The organism is Micromonospora sp. NPDC049836 (assembly GCF_044465125.1).
Taxonomy (GTDB): Bacteria; Actinomycetota; Actinomycetes; order Mycobacteriales; family Micromonosporaceae; genus Micromonospora.
On sequence record NZ_JBITLH010000017.1, the window covers coordinates 76,496 to 90,918 of the forward strand.

General features: G+C 65.5%; 14 protein-coding genes and 3 tRNA genes. 14 read left to right on the top strand and 3 right to left on the bottom strand.

What is annotated here, in order from left to right; translation table 11 throughout:
• Positions 1 to 697: 697 nt before the first annotated feature.
• From ACIBPB_RS30455 to ACIBPB_RS30490, 8 genes are all read left to right on the top strand, one after another.
• Positions 698 to 1,099 carry a hypothetical protein gene (locus ACIBPB_RS30455; RefSeq protein WP_396842884.1) on the top strand — a complete coding sequence of 134 codons (402 nt, stop codon included), beginning with the start codon at positions 698 to 700 and terminating at the stop codon, positions 1,097 to 1,099.
• A 12-nt stretch (positions 1,100 to 1,111) separates the two neighbouring features.
• Complete coding sequence (locus ACIBPB_RS30460) at positions 1,112 to 1,858, top strand: hypothetical protein (protein ID WP_396842885.1); 747 nt, start codon at positions 1,112 to 1,114, stop codon at positions 1,856 to 1,858.
• Positions 1,859 to 2,346: 488 nt separating this feature from the next.
• Complete coding sequence (locus ACIBPB_RS30465; RefSeq protein ID WP_396842886.1) at positions 2,347 to 2,793, top strand: hypothetical protein; 447 nt, start codon at positions 2,347 to 2,349, stop codon at positions 2,791 to 2,793.
• Between the two features lie 476 nt (positions 2,794 to 3,269).
• Positions 3,270 to 4,214 carry a phage major capsid protein gene (locus ACIBPB_RS30470; protein ID WP_396842887.1) on the top strand — a complete coding sequence of 315 codons (945 nt, stop codon included), beginning with the start codon at positions 3,270 to 3,272 and terminating at the stop codon, positions 4,212 to 4,214.
• Positions 4,215 to 4,887: 673 nt separating this feature from the next.
• Positions 4,888 to 5,094, top strand: coding sequence for a helix-turn-helix transcriptional regulator (locus ACIBPB_RS30475; protein ID WP_396842888.1), 207 nt, complete (start codon positions 4,888 to 4,890; stop codon positions 5,092 to 5,094).
• A 129-nt stretch (positions 5,095 to 5,223) separates the two neighbouring features.
• Positions 5,224 to 5,916 carry a M15 family metallopeptidase gene (locus tag ACIBPB_RS30480; protein ID WP_396842889.1) on the top strand — a complete coding sequence of 231 codons (693 nt, stop codon included), beginning with the start codon at positions 5,224 to 5,226 and terminating at the stop codon, positions 5,914 to 5,916.
• A 302-nt stretch (positions 5,917 to 6,218) separates the two neighbouring features.
• Complete coding sequence (locus ACIBPB_RS30485; RefSeq protein ID WP_357322123.1) at positions 6,219 to 6,725, top strand: DinB family protein; 507 nt, start codon at positions 6,219 to 6,221, stop codon at positions 6,723 to 6,725.
• Between the two features lie 193 nt (positions 6,726 to 6,918).
• Complete coding sequence (locus tag ACIBPB_RS30490; protein WP_396842890.1) at positions 6,919 to 7,959, top strand: zinc-dependent alcohol dehydrogenase family protein; 1,041 nt, start codon at positions 6,919 to 6,921, stop codon at positions 7,957 to 7,959.
• Positions 7,960 to 8,005: 46 nt separating this feature from the next.
• Here the strand turns inward: ACIBPB_RS30490 and ACIBPB_RS30495 are convergent, their stop codons facing one another.
• Positions 8,006 to 8,782: an alpha/beta hydrolase gene (locus ACIBPB_RS30495; protein ID WP_396842891.1), complete on the bottom strand. Its 777-nt coding sequence runs from the start codon at positions 8,780 to 8,782 to the stop codon at positions 8,006 to 8,008.
• 167 nt (positions 8,783 to 8,949) lie between these two features.
• Here ACIBPB_RS30495 and ACIBPB_RS30500 point away from each other — a divergent pair, with 167 nt between their 5' ends.
• Together ACIBPB_RS30500 and ACIBPB_RS30505 are read left to right on the top strand one after the other, a co-directional pair.
• The gene (locus tag ACIBPB_RS30500; RefSeq protein WP_396842892.1) at positions 8,950 to 9,342 is read left to right on the top strand and encodes a hypothetical protein; all 393 of its coding nucleotides are present in this window, start codon (positions 8,950 to 8,952) and stop codon (positions 9,340 to 9,342) included.
• A gap of 307 nt (positions 9,343 to 9,649) precedes the next feature.
• On the top strand, positions 9,650 to 11,656 hold the full coding sequence (locus ACIBPB_RS30505) for a GTP-binding protein (RefSeq protein ID WP_396842893.1): 2,007 nt from the start codon (positions 9,650 to 9,652) through the stop codon (positions 11,654 to 11,656).
• On the opposite strand, the gene ACIBPB_RS30510 is transcribed toward ACIBPB_RS30505, so the two are convergent.
• Both ACIBPB_RS30510 and ACIBPB_RS30515 read right to left on the bottom strand, forming a co-directional pair.
• On the bottom strand, positions 11,634 to 12,245 hold the full coding sequence (locus tag ACIBPB_RS30510; protein ID WP_396842894.1) for a DUF6058 family natural product biosynthesis protein: 612 nt from the start codon (positions 12,243 to 12,245) through the stop codon (positions 11,634 to 11,636). The genes ACIBPB_RS30505 and ACIBPB_RS30510 overlap by 23 nt on opposite strands.
• Before the next feature lie 33 nt (positions 12,246 to 12,278).
• Complete coding sequence (locus ACIBPB_RS30515) at positions 12,279 to 12,974, bottom strand: class I SAM-dependent methyltransferase (RefSeq protein WP_396842895.1); 696 nt, start codon at positions 12,972 to 12,974, stop codon at positions 12,279 to 12,281.
• 83 nt (positions 12,975 to 13,057) lie between these two features.
• Here ACIBPB_RS30515 and ACIBPB_RS30520 point away from each other — a divergent pair, with 83 nt between their 5' ends.
• The 4 genes from ACIBPB_RS30520 (at position 13,058) to ACIBPB_RS30535 (ending at position 14,396) form a co-directional block, all read left to right on the top strand.
• Entirely contained in the window at positions 13,058 to 13,648 is a 591-nt protein-coding gene (locus tag ACIBPB_RS30520) for a TetR/AcrR family transcriptional regulator (RefSeq protein ID WP_396842896.1), read from the top strand.
• A gap of 469 nt (positions 13,649 to 14,117) precedes the next feature.
• Positions 14,118 to 14,190 (top strand) — tRNA-Pro (locus ACIBPB_RS30525).
• Positions 14,191 to 14,222: 32 nt separating this feature from the next.
• Positions 14,223 to 14,295 (top strand) — tRNA-Glu (locus tag ACIBPB_RS30530).
• A gap of 27 nt (positions 14,296 to 14,322) precedes the next feature.
• A tRNA-Gly gene (locus ACIBPB_RS30535) sits at positions 14,323 to 14,396 on the top strand.
• Positions 14,397 to 14,423 lie beyond the last annotated feature (27 nt).

Here is a 14,423-nt window from a genome sequence, read left to right on the forward strand (position 1 = left end):
CATGTCCAAGTTCATTTCTGAAGAGCTTCAGCCGTACAACGATACGACCAACCCAGGTCACGCAAACGTCCGTTACGCCGTGCTGGAATGCTTCTGTGGTAATACCTACAGGGCTCAGATTAGACGGCTGTATCGGGGTTTAAGTACCGACTGCGGTTGCGTCCGTAGGACCGAAAGAGCTAAGCGCCTTAAGTCTCAGCTAGACGCAATCAAGGAACAGGGTGTACTACCCGACTCCATCTAGCGCTTTGCTCTCTTAGGGCTTTTAGCCCGTCTAGGTTCCTCTCCCTTGCCGGTAGAGGTTTGCTGATTCATTTCTCCTACGAACATGGCACATGGGAGGTGGGGCTATTAGTGGCTAGTCCTACCTCCCCCACAGTCCCCTAGCTCTGGTAGCTGGGTTTTTGGATTAGTTGGTTCCTCCATCTTGCTAGCTAATTCCTTCCTCTGGTTTCACCTCGTAATGGGGTCGGTTGCTCATGCTTCCGGCCCCCACAAGTTTCCCTAGCAAGCGCTAGCGGGTTTGTCTTCTGGCTATTAGCACCAGTCAGAAGTTATGTCATTAGTTGGCATATACCTTTCAAAGAAGTTGGTATCGGGGATTGGGGTTAGGTTACCTTGAGGACGTATGTCCTCAGATTCACTCATTGCCTAGCCCCTTTTCCTAACAAACTCCCGACTCCCCTAAGGAGAAATTATGAATAGCCGTAAGAAGAGCTTTGATCTAGCAAGACTTCCCGGTGAAGGAAACTGGAATTACCTCTTTTTTGTGGACCTAGGTAATGCCACTACCGAAATCACCCACAATAACAATCCCCGAGCGCTGTATCACCGCTACCTGACTACCGAAGAAAGCTGTGCAGGTATTTGGTCGTCTAGACCTTTCGGTAGGGGGGTTCAGAAGGGAAACACCGATTCTCCGTTCATCGGATATGAGGCAGAGGATTGGGAAATGAGCTATCACTCTTGTCTTGAGTTCGCCAACCGTACTGCCGTAGGCAAGCTATCCGAAATCCGTTTCCAGGTCTTACCAATCAAGGTAATGATTGCCTGGGGAATCTACATCGGGCTTGGTCCCGGTATTCACAACATCTTTTAAGGAGGTGACCCTATGGGTACCCCGAACTATCCAAGAGACTTAGCTAGTGAATGGCAAAAGCTCAGACGAGACGTTAAAGGCGCTTACACCTCTGCCAACATGAGAACCGGTATGGCAAAGATTGGCGCGAGGGTTATCGAGATTACTGGTGAGCTTATTCTGAATGCCGGTGCGAAGCTTGCTGCGAAGTACGAAAACGGAGTCGAAGCGTTTACCGTTAGAAAGGCTTATCTAGGTGAAGAGCCGGTAGGCGAAGTAGTCATCAGACGCTACGACGGTACGGCAGCTCTAGAGGTGTTTGGTGGACCTAATGAACCTGGCTATTTCGCAATCAACGACCAGTCAGGGAACATCATTCTTTCCGATGATGGAGCTACCAGGCAGGGTCTAGCTAGGCCGTATCTTTCTTATACGTTCGCTCGTACTTCCATCCTTACCGTCCCGCAGGATCTAACGACTTCATCTAGCTTCGTTCCTCACGCAACCATCATGAACATCATGCAGCACCCCAAGCTAAGAGTGATGGTTTATGTGACTACGAACGGTTCTGATGTTGCTCAGGTGAGAATCAAGGCTGGAAGTGGTGTTGTAGCTACTAGCGGAAACGTCACTAATGGTTGGTTGGAGCTGACCGGTAGTCATATGAACTACAACTTTGGAGACACCTTCCAATACGACGTTGAAATCCGCAGGGTGTCAGGATCTAGTGCACAGGGGGTTGGGTTCACTCCGGTGTATGCAATGGGAGTCCAGTCATAACCCCTCCTGGTGCTGTTGCTAGTCCTGTAGCTAACCCACCAACCCACCATGCAAGCCTCTCAGAGCCTTTCTAACGGCATAGGGGTTAGGGCTGGTACCTCTGCCTACCCTCGCTACTCCCAGGACGGCAGTGGTTATGGGACAGGAGATCACGCAAGAAGATCACACAAGAACCATCATGCTCTAACAATCATGCAGTCTTTATCTGCTGATGATTATTGTTGATAGTTCTTAGCTTCTGTCTTCTCTCATGTATCTTGGTTGCTTTGGTTGGTAGTTATAAGAAGCAATCATCATTCTTTGAATGCATGTATGTGTAGCTGAATATATGTGTGTGTTCTATCTGCCATTCATTTATGTGCATGGGCATAGGGGAGGGACCTCTTCTCGCTTTGGGGTCGCCCGGTGAAGGGGCTGCGGATAACCTTGCGAACGAATTTCCCGTACCCCCAGTTCCCATCCATTCCAAGCCTTATAGGAGGTGAAATATGAGGATTGAAGACCGATTCAAAAGACCAGACGATAAGAAGCTTTACGTTCCTGCCAGAAAGCCTGGTGATCCCCTACCGGGGCCGGAAATCCCAGCAAACGTCAACCTCCACCCTGAGGCTGTGATTTGGTACCAGGCTGTCAGAGAAGAGCCAGTAGCCCAGGCTTTCAGCAAGACTGATTGGATTCAGGTAATCGACATTGCCAAGCTCCGTACGGAAGTAGAGAGCCCTGATCTACCTCACAGAGAGAAGGCTCAGAAGCAGGCTGAGATTAGACAGAGAGAAGACCGGCTGTTCCTGTCACTCTCAACCAGAACCAAGAACGTTGCTGTAGTCGATCCTGCGGAGAATCCGCTACCTAGAACTTCTCCGGTAAACATGTCTGGTGTCGATTACGGGGCATGGTTTAAAGATGCAGAAGAGCCGCCGGCCGGTGATTCCTGATGAAGTATGTAGCCTTCAGGGATGCCGATTCGGGCTATCTCGTTTCCATGGTTCTGATCGATGATGGGAACACCACAGATACGACTCCGGATGGAGTCGGCTACGTAGACATTCTCCAGACTCAGCTAAGACGAGCTAGAGCAGCAGGACTCTTAGACGGAGTTTCCTCAGTACAGGTTGCTGAGGTTGAAGACGTTCTAGCCGACCCTGACGAGTTGGAATGGACTAACCTCTTTTCTTCTTAGACTTCCCGCAATCAAGCGGGTTTTTATGGGTGGCTTGAAGCCGCCCCTTTTTTATGACCTTTTAGCGTCGGGTCTTTTCGGATCAGTCAACCCGCCTCGCTATTTCTGGTCAAACACATGTGCTCAGAGATTGAATCTCGCATGAGCAAATCCCTGGTGGATTCGATGCGCCGTGCGCATTTAGCCGTATGGCGTGTTCTTCATTAATCGAATCTAACTAAGGAACTAATAATGCCTACTTACAATGATATTCTTAGCCGTTCTGATAACGGCGCAATTGAAGTACCGGAGCAGGTTGCACAGCAGATTATCTCAGCCGCTAATGGTGAGTCTGTTGTTCTACAGCTTGCCCGTAAGGTACGTATGCCTAGCAAGTCTTACCGTCAGCCTGTTCTGTCGGTGCTCCCTAATGCTTATTGGGTTAACGGAGATACCGGACTAAAGCAGACTACTAAGGCTCAGTGGGATGACGCGGTTATTACTGCGGAGCCTCTTGCAGCACTGGTAGTTATTCCTGACGACTTCATCGATGACGCAACCGTTCCGATCTGGTCAGAGCTACAGCCGCTTATGTCTCAGGCAATGGGCCGTGCGATCGACAATGCCGCTCTTTGGGGCGTAAACAAGCCTGCCTCTTGGAGTGAGTCTGTTTACCAGCAGGCAGCAGGAGCCGGTAACTTTGTCGAGCTGGGTCAGGGTGGAGCCGGTAAGACTGATATCGAGTTCGACATTGCCCAGATGGGTCTACAGCTTGCCGGTGACGGCTTCCAGCTTCGCCAGATTGCTACTGAGCCTGGTTTCCGTTGGAAGCTTGCTTCTCAGCGTACTTCTGCCGGTGAGCCTGTTTACACCAATCTTGCCGCTTCGACTGGTCTAGAGTTTGTCGAAAGCACTAACGGTGCATGGAACAGCGAAGTAAAGGCGATCGGTGGAGACTGGAACAATGCTGTTGTTGGTATCCGTACCGACATGACCTTTACTCTTCACACCGACGCAGTTATTACCGATGATGCCGGTAACGTTGTATTCAACGCAATGCAGCAGGATGCCAAGATCGGACGTTTCGTAATGCGTGTTGGATTTGTTGTAGCTAACCCGGCTACCCACAACAACACCGTTGCTGCCGCTCGTTCTCCGTTCTCTCTGCTGGTTGACAACGACACTGTTGGTAGCTAAGGGCTATGCCCTTCTAAGGATCTCCGATCCTGCTTAAAGGCTTCTGACTTCTCCTAGATACGACTTCATCGAAGATGAGTCGGCTGGTCAGGAACATTGCAGTACCCAATATAGAAAAAACCCCTCTAGGGTTCCTTGATTCCTAATAGCTAGGTTTCTTGGATTTCCCTAGAGGGGTTTTTTTGTCTAGATCAGTCCCAGCATTCAACCGGCCTCTTTAGGGATGCTCCGAAAACCTCTAGCCAGAACGATTGGAAGTGATCCCAGGAGGACTGAACTACTTCCCTACCGTCATACCGAACGGCAATAACGTTGTCACCGATGATCATTGCATATCCGATAGGTACGTCATCAACAGTCATGACAAGCGCTTTGGGCGCGCTGCTGACAAGGATTGTGTCTAGCTCTTCCACCTCAGTACGAATCATCAGCCGTAGCTCCGTTCGTTGATTGGGTTTCCGTCTTTCCGTAGGTATCTGGTGGCCGGACCGATGTAGAGGGTTGGTTGGTTCTTCTGTCTGCGGACCAGGGCCAGGAGGTTTCGGAGGGCTTTCAAGATCAATCCTTCCTCGCAAGGGTTTACCTCTTGTCTACCCTACTTGCCTACCCCACAAGGGCTACGTCACTTGATAACTAAGACATGCCCACCTAAACCACTCCTAGCCTGTGATCTATGGCTAGAGGGGTTGAGCTTTACGGAGCGGCTGAGATTCAGGAGCGGCTAGGCATCAGCCGACAACGTGCCTACGTCTTGATCAGCCGTCGTGACTTCCCTGCCCCGATTGCCAGCCTGAAGATGGGCAACGTGTGGCTGAAGGATGATGTTGAGCGCTGGATAGCCGAGAAGCGGCCACACCTTCTAGCGCAAGAAGACCTGTGAGATAACCAGGGAAGCCCTAACAGCCTCTCTCCCATATCCCAGGTACCCCAGGGATTTCTAGCCGCTTAGAACGGCTCTCAGCAGGCTAGGGGCTAGGTGATCTTCTGGCACCAACGATCAAGGTGGTTGATGGCTCTCTATCTCGCCTGGTCAGAGCCTTCTAGCTTCACCTGTAAGTCTCAGTTGTGCGGCGGGGCGCACAACTTCGTCGGCCGGCCGATCGCCGGCTACGCCGAGCCGCGCTGCCTGCTCACCCGCCCGGCGGCCGAGGCGCTGCACCGGGTGCAGACCGCCGCACTCGCCCAGGGGCGCAGCCTCAAGGTGTACGACTGCTACCGCCCGCAGCGGGCCGTGGACGACTTCGTCGCCTGGGCGAAGCGCCCCGGCGAGCAGCAGATGAAGGGCGAGTTCTATCCCGCCGAGCCGAAGGACCGGCTCTTCGCCGACGGCTACGTCGGCGCGCCGACCGCGCACAGCCGGGGCAGCACGGTCGACCTCACGCTCGTCCCGGTGCCCACCCCCGACCAGCCCGGGTACGCGCCCGGGCAGCCGCTGGTGGCCTGCACCGCGCCCGCCGGCCGGCGCTTCGCCGACAACTCCGTCGACATGGGCACCGGCTACGACTGCTTCGACCCGCGCGCGCACACCGCCGACGCCCGGATCACCGGGACCGCCCGGGACAACCGGCAGTTGCTCAAGCGGCTGATGACCGCGCAGGGCTTCGAGAACTACCCCCGCGAGTGGTGGCACTACCGCTACCTCGACGAGCCGTACCCGAAGACGTACTTCGACTTTCCGGTGGCCCGGTCGTCGCTGCGGTGAGCGGCGGGGCTGCGGCTAGCGCCGTGACCACAAACGCTCGCCGGGTTGGGTGCCGTCGAGCCGGACGACACCTCCCCGGTGCCGGCCAGTCCCGACGTGACCCCCTCCGCCCACACCGGGCGGCGCGAGGATCAGTTGGCCCGCGGAGGCCCGCCCCCACCAGTCGGTGGCAAGTCGCTCGCCCAGAAGGCGAGGATCCACAACCCCCACCGGACACCCGGTGAACGTTCGTGGGCACCGCACTAGGCTCTCCGGTCGGAACACGGGACGGGCCGGCCGTCGGCCGGTCGGAGGGGAGCGTCGTGGAGACCGAACGGATCGGGCCGCCGCTGGTGGCCGGGGAGCGGGAGATGCTGCGCGCCTTCCTCGACTTCCACCGGGCCACCCTGGCCCTCAAGTGCGAGGGGCTGACCGACGAGCAGTTGCGCCAGCAGTCCTCGCCGCCGTCCACCCTGTCGTTGCTCGGCCTGGTCCGGCACATGGCCGAGGTGGAACGCCAGTGGTTCCGCCGGGTGATCAACGGGGAGGACCTCCCGCTGGTCTGGTCGGACAGCGGCGACTACCAGGAGGCGTACGACGCCAGCACGGCCGACCGGTCGGCGGCGTTCGAGGCGTGGCGGCGCGAGGTCGAGCACGCCCGCCGCATCGAGCGGGAGGCCGAGTCGCTCGACGTCACCGCGTACAACGCCCGCTGGGCGGAGGACGTCTCGTTGCGCCTGGTGATGCTGCACATGATGCACGAGTACGCCCGGCACAACGGCCACGCCGACTTCCTCCGGGAGGCCCTCGACGGAGCCGTCGGCGTCTGACCGGTCCCCGCCGGTACGCCCGCCCCGTCGCCCGCCCGCCGCGCCGCCCGGCCCCCGGCGGCCCCGTCCGGCGTCCGCCCGCGCGGCCGGCCCGTCGCCCGGGGCGGAGGTCCCTCCGGCCGGTCCGTTCGGCCCTGCCCGCCGCCCCGCTGGCGGGGAAGCGTGGCAGGGAGAAACGGCGTGAGGAGGAGCCATGAAGGCACTCGTGTACGGCGGGCCGGGCGACAAGTCCTGGTCCGACATTCCGGACCCCACCATCGCCGGCCCCCGGGACGCGATCGTCCGGGTCGACGCGGTCACCATCTGCGGGACCGACCTGCACATCCTCGGCGGTGACGTGCCCGAGGTGCCGGCCGGCCACGTGCTCGGCCACGAGGCGGTCGGCACCGTCGTCGCGGTCGGCGACGGCGTCGGCAACCTCAAGGAGGGCGACCGGGTCCTCGCCTCCTGCATCTCCGCGTGCGGCGTGTGCCGCTACTGCCGCGAGGGCGCCTACGGGCAGTGCCTCGGCGGTGGCGGCTGGGTCCTCGGCCACACGGTCGACGGCGTGCAGGCCGAGTACGCCCGCATCCCGTTCGCCGACCTGTCCACCTACCACCTGCCCGAGCAGGTCTCCGACGAGGCGGCCGTGCTGCTGGCCGACATCCTGCCCACCTCCTACGAGGTCGGCGTGCTCAACGGACAGGTAAGCCCCGGCGACACCGTGGCGGTGGTGGGCACCGGACCGATCGGGCTGGCCGCCATCCAGACCGCGAAGCTCTACTCGCCGACCCACATCGTGGCCGTCGACAAGGCGCAGAGCCGGCTCGACGCGGCCAAGCGGTTCGGCGCGGACCTGACCGTGCTCGCCGACGACGACCCGCTCGAGGCGGTCCGTTCGGTGACCGGTGGGCTCGGCGCGGACGTGGTGATCGAGGCGGTCGGCACCCCGGCCACCTTCGAGCTCTGCACCACCCTGGTCCGGGCCGGCGGCCGGATCGCCAACATCGGCGTGCACGGCAGTCCGGCGACCCTGCACCTGGAGCGACTGTGGATCCGGAACGTCACCATCACCACCGGCCTGGTCGACACGCGGACCACCCCGACGCTGTTGCGGATGCTGGTCGCCGGCCAGCTCGACACGGCGGACATGGTGACTCACCGGTTCGCGCTGGACCAGATCGTCGAGGCGTACGACGTCTTCTCCCGGCCGGCGGAGACCGGCGCGCTCAAGGTCGTGCTGACCCGCCGCTGACCCGGCGCCCCGCCGCATCCCCGACCCCGGGCCGGGGGTGCGGCCGTCACCGGTCGCGCAGCGGCAGCCAGGCCAGCACGTCCTGGATCTTCGCGTCCCAGTACGCCCAGTCGTGGTCGCCGGGGGAGAAGTCCACGGTCAGCGGCACGTTGCGCCGGCGGGCGGTCTCGACGAAGCGGACGTTGTCCGCGTAGAGGAAGTCCTCGGTGCCGCACCCGACGTAGAGCGCCGGCAGGTCGTCGCCGGCGCGTTCCAGCAGCGCCACCGTGTCGTCGTCGGTGCCGGCCACCGCGCGGTCACCCCAGACGGTGTGCCAGACCGCCGGATCCAGCGGGCGGGTCGGATGGTCGCGCCGGCGGGCGACGTCGAGCACGCCGGAGAGGCTGGCCGCCGCCGCGAACCGGCCCGGCTGCCGCAGCGCCCACTTCAACGCCCCGTAGCCGCCCATCGACAGGCCGGCCACGAAGGTGTCCGCCGGCCGGTCGGAGAGCCGGAAGAAGGACCGGCAGACCACCGGCAGTTCCTCGCTGAGGAAGGTCCAGTACCGGTTGCCGTGCGCCTCGTCGGTGTAGAAACTGCGCTGGACCTGCGGCATCACCACGGCCAGCCCGAGCGGTGCGACGTACCGCTCGATGGCGGTGCGCCGGGTCCAGATCGTGTCGTCGTCGGTCAGCCCGTGCAGCAGGTAGAGCACCGGCGGATCCGCGGTGGCCCCGCTGCCCGTCATCCCGATCTGCGTCGCGGCGCGCTCGGGCAGCAGCACGGTCATCGAGGTGCTCATGCCGAGTGTCTCGGAGAAGAAGTCGCACCGGATCCGGGCCATGGGGCGGGATCGTACCGCCGGTGGTGCCGGCCCGCCACGACGGAGGTCGAACGGACAGTTCCTATTGCCGGAAGGCGGCCGGGAGGGACAGGATGGCGATGCGCGCCGGAAACATTCCCGTAACCCGTGCGCTGCTGGTCTCTGTCACGAGGAAGTGGGAGTCAGGCATGAGCGACGTGTCGTCGGCGCTGGGTGTGCGCCTCTACCCGGACCTGGTCGAACGGGGTGGCCTCGCGGCCGCGCTCGCCGACACCGCCGCCCGGCACCGGCTCGACATCGGGGAGGTCACCGCCCCCGACCACGGGCGGGCCCGGTTCACCTGCGCCGAGCTGGCCTCGGCGCACGGCGTGGTCTGCGTCGGCCTCGGCTCCCAGGCCCGCTACTTCATGATCGACCTTCGGGTGTCCGACGAGGTCCAGGCCCGGGGCGACGCCACCGACCTGCTCCAGGTCGCCCAGGTGGCCGCCGCGTGGCGGGCCGGGACGACGCTGCCCGAGCTGACCGCCGCGTTCCCGTTCATGGAGGAGATGAAGCGGCGCCCGGTCGCGCAGGTCCGGTAGCGAACCCCGGCCCGGCCCCGCCGGGCACGCCCCGCGAGCGGCTGCTCGCGGTCCACCGACGTCCGTACCCCGGCCCACTCCGGCCGGGGTACCCGTCGTGCTCCCCCGATGTCCCGCCCCGCCCCCGTTGCCCGGCGCGGGTGCGCCGCCGCCCGGTCACCCGTGCGGGTTAACCGGTTGCCGCGCCCACCGGCCCGCTGCTGCAATGCCCGTACGACGTCCACCGAGTGAAGGAGCACCACGATGCGAGCCGCGTCCATGTCCCACCAGAAGGGAACGACCGCCTACCCGGAGGACATGACGCTTCGTGGCAACCCTCAACCTCGGCATCCTCGCCCATGTCGACGCCGGTAAGACCAGCCTGACCGAACGGCTGCTGCACAGCGCCGGCGTCATCGACGTGCCCGGCAGCGTGGACGACGGCAGCACCCGTACCGACACCATGGCGCTGGAGCGGCAGCGCGGGATCACCATCCGCTCCGCCGTGGTCTCCTTCACCGTCGCCGGTGTGACGGTCAACCTCATCGACACCCCGGGCCACCCCGACTTCATCGCCGAGGTGGAGCGGGCGCTCGGCGTGCTCGACGGCGCGGTGCTCGTCGTCTCCGCCGTCGAGGGCGTCCAGGCCCAGACCCGGGTGCTCGCCCGCACCCTGCACCGGCTCGGCATCCCCACCCTCATCTTCGTGAACAAGGTGGACCGGGCCGGCGCCGACCCGGACCGGGTGCTGCGCCAGATCACCGACCGGCTCACCCCGTCCGCGGTCGCCCTCGGCCGGGTCGAGGCCGCCGGCACCCCGGCGGCCCGCTGGCGCCCGTACCCGATCGACGACCCCGACCACACCACCCGGCTGGTCGACCTGCTCACCGCGCACGACGACGCGCTGCTCGACGCGTACCTCGCCGACGAGCGTGCGGTGACCGGCGCCCGGCTGCGGGCGGCGCTCGCCGCGCAGACCGCCCGGGCCCGGGTGCACCCCGTGCACGCCGGCTCCGCGATCACCGGCGCCGGGGTCGACGACCTGATCGGCGCCATCGCCGAGCTGCTGCCGGCCGGCGAGGGCGACGACGGGGCGCCGCTGTCCGGCACGGTGTTCAAGGTCGAACGCGGCCCGGCCGGCGAGAAGGTCGCGTACGCCCGGATCTTCGCCGGCACCCTGCGGGTCCGCGACCGGATCCGGTACCGCGGCGACCAGGAGGCCAAGGTGACCGCCCTGGCCGTCTTCGACGGCGGCGACGCGGCACCGGCCGGCTCGGTCGGCGCCGGCCGGATCGCCCGCCTGCACGGCCTCACCGACGTCCGCGTCGGCGACCCGCTCGGCGTCGCACCCGAACGCCCCGGCGGCCGGCACCACTTCTCCCCGCCCACCCTGGAGACCGTCGTCGAGCCCGCGCGGGCCACCGACCGGCCCGCGCTGCACGCCGCGCTCGCCCAGCTCGCCGAGCAGGACCCGCTGATCAATCTGCGCCAGGACGACCTGCGCCGGGAGATCGCCGTCTCCCTCTACGGCGAGGTGCAGAAGGAGGTCATCCAGGCCACCCTCGCCGACGAGTACGGCGTCCCGGTCACCTTCCGGGAGACCACCACCGTCTGCGTCGAACGGCCCATCGGCGCCGGTGCCGCGGTGGAACGGATCGGCCGGGACCCGAACCCGTTCCTCGGCACGGTCGGGCTCCGGATCGAGCCCGGGCCGGTCGACAGCGGGGTGGCCTTCCGGCTCGGCATCGAACTCGGCTCGATGCCGCCGGCCTTCCTCAAGGCCATCGAGGACACCGTGCGGGAGACCCTGCACCAGGGGCTGCACGGCTGGTCGGTGCTCGACTGCGTGGTCACCCTCACCCACGGCGGCTACTGGGCCCGGCAGAGCCACGCGCACGCCGTGTTCGACAAGAGCATGTCCAGCACCGCCGGCGACTTCCGCAACCTCACTCCGCTGGTGCTGATGGCCGCGCTGCGCCAGGCCGGCACCCGCGTCCACGAGCCGGTGCACCGGTTCCGTCTGGAGGTGCCGGCCGACCTGTTCGGCGCGGTCCTGCCGGTGCTCGCCGGCCTGGACGCGGTGCCCCGCAGCTCGCTGCTGCGCGGCGGCGCGTACCTGGTGGAGGGGGAGGTGCCGGCCGGCCGGGTGCACGCGCTGGAGCAGCGGCTGCCGTCGCTCACCCGGGGCGAGGGCAGCCTGGAGGCCGAGTTCGACCACTACCGGCCGGTGCGCGGCCCGGCACCGAGCCGACCCCGCTGGGACCACGACCCGCTCAACCGCAAGGAGTACCTGCTCGCCGTCGCCCGCCGGGTCACCGCCCGGTCCGAGCGGTGACCGGCCGGGTCCACCGGGCCCGCACCGCGTCCACGCAGGTGTCCCGGGAGGTGGGGCCGCCGAACCGGAGCCGGTCGTAGCCGGTGAACGCCGGCTCCAGCGCGTCCAGCTCGTCGACCAGCGCGTGCAGCCGGTCGAGCCAGTCCGCCGATCCGGCGTCCGGCTCGTCCGGCGCCGCCCGGATCGCCGTGGTCAGCGCGTCCTTGCGGTGGATCGTCTCCGGGCTGACCTCGTGCAGGCAGACGTAGTGCCCGCTGAGGTAGGCGTCCCACTCGGCCGCGCCCTGCGCCGGGTCCGCCCACTGCGCGACGAACCACGCCGGCAGTCGATCCACGCCGCCGGCCCGCTCGGCCAGGGCGAACAGGTCGGCCGGGACCATCTCCGCTCCGTCCGAGCGCAGATAGCCCGGCAGCGGCAGCCGCCGGTCCAGCATCAGGCGGCGTACGTCGTCCGGGTCCCGCCCGGTCGCCGCGCACAGCTCGTCGAGGACGACGAACTGCCCGCTGACGTACGCGTCGTCCGCCGCCGTCATCGGGTGCACCCCGTTGACCTCCCGGAACCGCTCGGCCACCCGCTGCCGCACACTCATCCCCGACCTCCTCGCCCGCGTCCGGTCGACAGATTAGGGGCGGGACGCTTCGGCGCCCGCCGAAACGTCCTCCAGCGGCCGCCTGGCCTGCACGTAGTGCAGGGACGGCCAGCGGTCACCGGAACCCGTCGGCGCGAATCCCGCTCGCCCGACCAGGTCGGCCAGGTCCGCCATCGGGTGGTGCTGGCGCGCGTGTCGGGTCATGCCGCCGAACAGGTTGACCAGGCGCAGGTGGCGCGGCCGGGCGCTGAAGTCGGCCACCAGCAGCCGGCCGCCCGGCCGCAGCACCCGGCGCATCTCGCGGAGCGCGGTGACCCGGTCGTCGGCGGGCAGGTGGTGGATGGCGAGGCTGGAGACCACCGCGTCGAAGGCGGCGTCCGCGTGCGGCAACGCCTGCGCGCCGGCCACCTGGAAGGTGCAGTTCGCCGGCGCCCGGGTCGCGGCGTACCCGATGACCGAGGGCGACGGGTCGATGCCGACGACCGTTCCGCCCGGGCCGACGGCCCGCGCCACCCGGCGGGTGAGGTATCCGGTGCCGCAGCCGATGTCGAGCACCCGGTCGCCGGGGCGGACCCCGCTGAGGGCGACCAGGCCGTCGTACACCTGCCGGCGGCGCCCCAGCATGCCGACCGCCGCGCTCCACTCGTAGCGGCGGGCGCCGCGGACCAGCACCCCGCCCTCGTCGCCGCCGTGCTCGTGCGGCTCGGGTGTCTGCTTCCCGTGTCTCATCGAGTCTCCCTCCGAATTTGCGATACACACTGTCTACCCCAATACGATGCGTCGCGCCAGAGGCGACCTGTATGATGAATGCCGTGCCGAAGCTGTGGAACGAGACGATCGAGGCGCACCGGCGCGCGGTGCACGACGCGATCATGGACGCGACCGTCGAGTTGGCCGGGAAGCATGGCCTGCTGACCGTGACCATGTCGCAGATCGCCGAACAAGCCGGCATCGGTCGCGCCACCCTCTACAAGTACTTCCCGGACGTTCGAGCGATCCTGCTCGCCTGGCACGACCGGCAGGTCGCCGCCCACCTCGCGCAGCTCACCCGGGCCCGCGACGGCAGCGGCGACGCCGGCGCCCGACTCGAGGCGGTGCTCGACACGTACGCCCGGATCCAACGTGAGCGGACCCGGCACCAGCAGCACGCCCGCTTCGGCGCGGAACTCGCCACCCTCCTGCACCGCGACGGGCCCGTCTCCGACGCGCATCGACAGGTCACCGCCCTGCTGACCGACCTGCTGGCCGACGCCGCCCGCGGCGGACAGGTCCGCGCCGACGTACCCCCCGCCGAACTGGCCGCGTACTGTCTGCACGCCCTGCACGCGGCCGCCGCGCTGCCGTCCGCCGCCGCGGCCCGCCGGCTCGTCGCCGTCACCCTGGCCGGGCTGCGCGCCGCCTGATCCAACCCGGCCGAATATCCATTGCGGTATCCCCGGCCGTCCGCCTACCGTTGTCGAAGCATCATCAACCGGCTTCACCACCAGGGAGCACACCGTGTCGCAGCAGAACCGCACCCAGGCCGAGCGGCCCGCGCCGCGCGGCGGTGCCCTGCTGCCGGAAGGCAACCTGGGCCCCTGCCGACGGCAGCGGTGGCAACCGGGGTGGTGGCGCGTCTAGCGCCGGCGCGACATCCGCGCAGCCGCCCGCCCCGCGACCTGGGACCGGGCGGCTTTTTCGTGGCCACCGGCGCCTGCGGGGCTCCGCGCAACGGACGAGACCCGATGCCAGACCCGACGGTTGCGGGTTCGATGCCTGCCGCCCCTGCTCCTCCTGTCCCGGCCCTCCGCCGGCGACGTCGCTCCTTCTCAACTCCACAGTGGACGGCATGAGCACGATCCCGGCCGGCGCCGCGCGCGCCGGGCCGGGCATCCGGGACGAGGGAGCTGGCTGACCCGCTCGCCTTGGGCGCGAGAGACACGCGGTTCGATTCCGCGGTCCCGGACTCCGCGTGGACGGCGCAGCGCCGTCCCGCACGGGCCGTTGGAGCAACAGGAAGCTCACCCGGTTCTCACCCGGGAGGCTGCGGGTTCGAGCCCCGCACGGCCTACGCCGGTCCCAGCCCGGGACCAGCCTCGCGGTTGTAGCGCAGTCAGGCAGCGCGTCACCTCGCCATGGTGAAGATCGCCGGTTCGAATCCGGCCAGCCGCTCGCAGATCCCTCAGGCAAGGAGACGAC

Coding starts and splice junctions, on each gene's coding strand:
- ACIBPB_RS30490 (WP_396842890.1), top strand. CDS start 6,919: ATGAAGGCACTCGTGTACGGCGGGCCGGGCGACAAGTCCTGGTCCGAC.
- ACIBPB_RS30510 (WP_396842894.1), bottom strand. CDS start 12,245: ATGAGTGTGCGGCAGCGGGTGGCCGAGCGGTTCCGGGAGGTCAACGGG.
- ACIBPB_RS30495 (WP_396842891.1), bottom strand. CDS start 8,782: ATGGCCCGGATCCGGTGCGACTTCTTCTCCGAGACACTCGGCATGAGC.
- ACIBPB_RS30515 (WP_396842895.1), bottom strand. CDS start 12,974: ATGAGACACGGGAAGCAGACACCCGAGCCGCACGAGCACGGCGGCGAC.
- ACIBPB_RS30455 (WP_396842884.1), top strand. CDS start 698: ATGAATAGCCGTAAGAAGAGCTTTGATCTAGCAAGACTTCCCGGTGAA.
- ACIBPB_RS30480 (WP_396842889.1), top strand. CDS start 5,224: ATGGCTCTCTATCTCGCCTGGTCAGAGCCTTCTAGCTTCACCTGTAAG.
- ACIBPB_RS30460 (WP_396842885.1), top strand. CDS start 1,112: ATGGGTACCCCGAACTATCCAAGAGACTTAGCTAGTGAATGGCAAAAG.
- ACIBPB_RS30475 (WP_396842888.1), top strand. CDS start 4,888: ATGGCTAGAGGGGTTGAGCTTTACGGAGCGGCTGAGATTCAGGAGCGG.
- ACIBPB_RS30465 (WP_396842886.1), top strand. CDS start 2,347: ATGAGGATTGAAGACCGATTCAAAAGACCAGACGATAAGAAGCTTTAC.
- ACIBPB_RS30470 (WP_396842887.1), top strand. CDS start 3,270: ATGCCTACTTACAATGATATTCTTAGCCGTTCTGATAACGGCGCAATT.
- ACIBPB_RS30500 (WP_396842892.1), top strand. CDS start 8,950: ATGAGCGACGTGTCGTCGGCGCTGGGTGTGCGCCTCTACCCGGACCTG.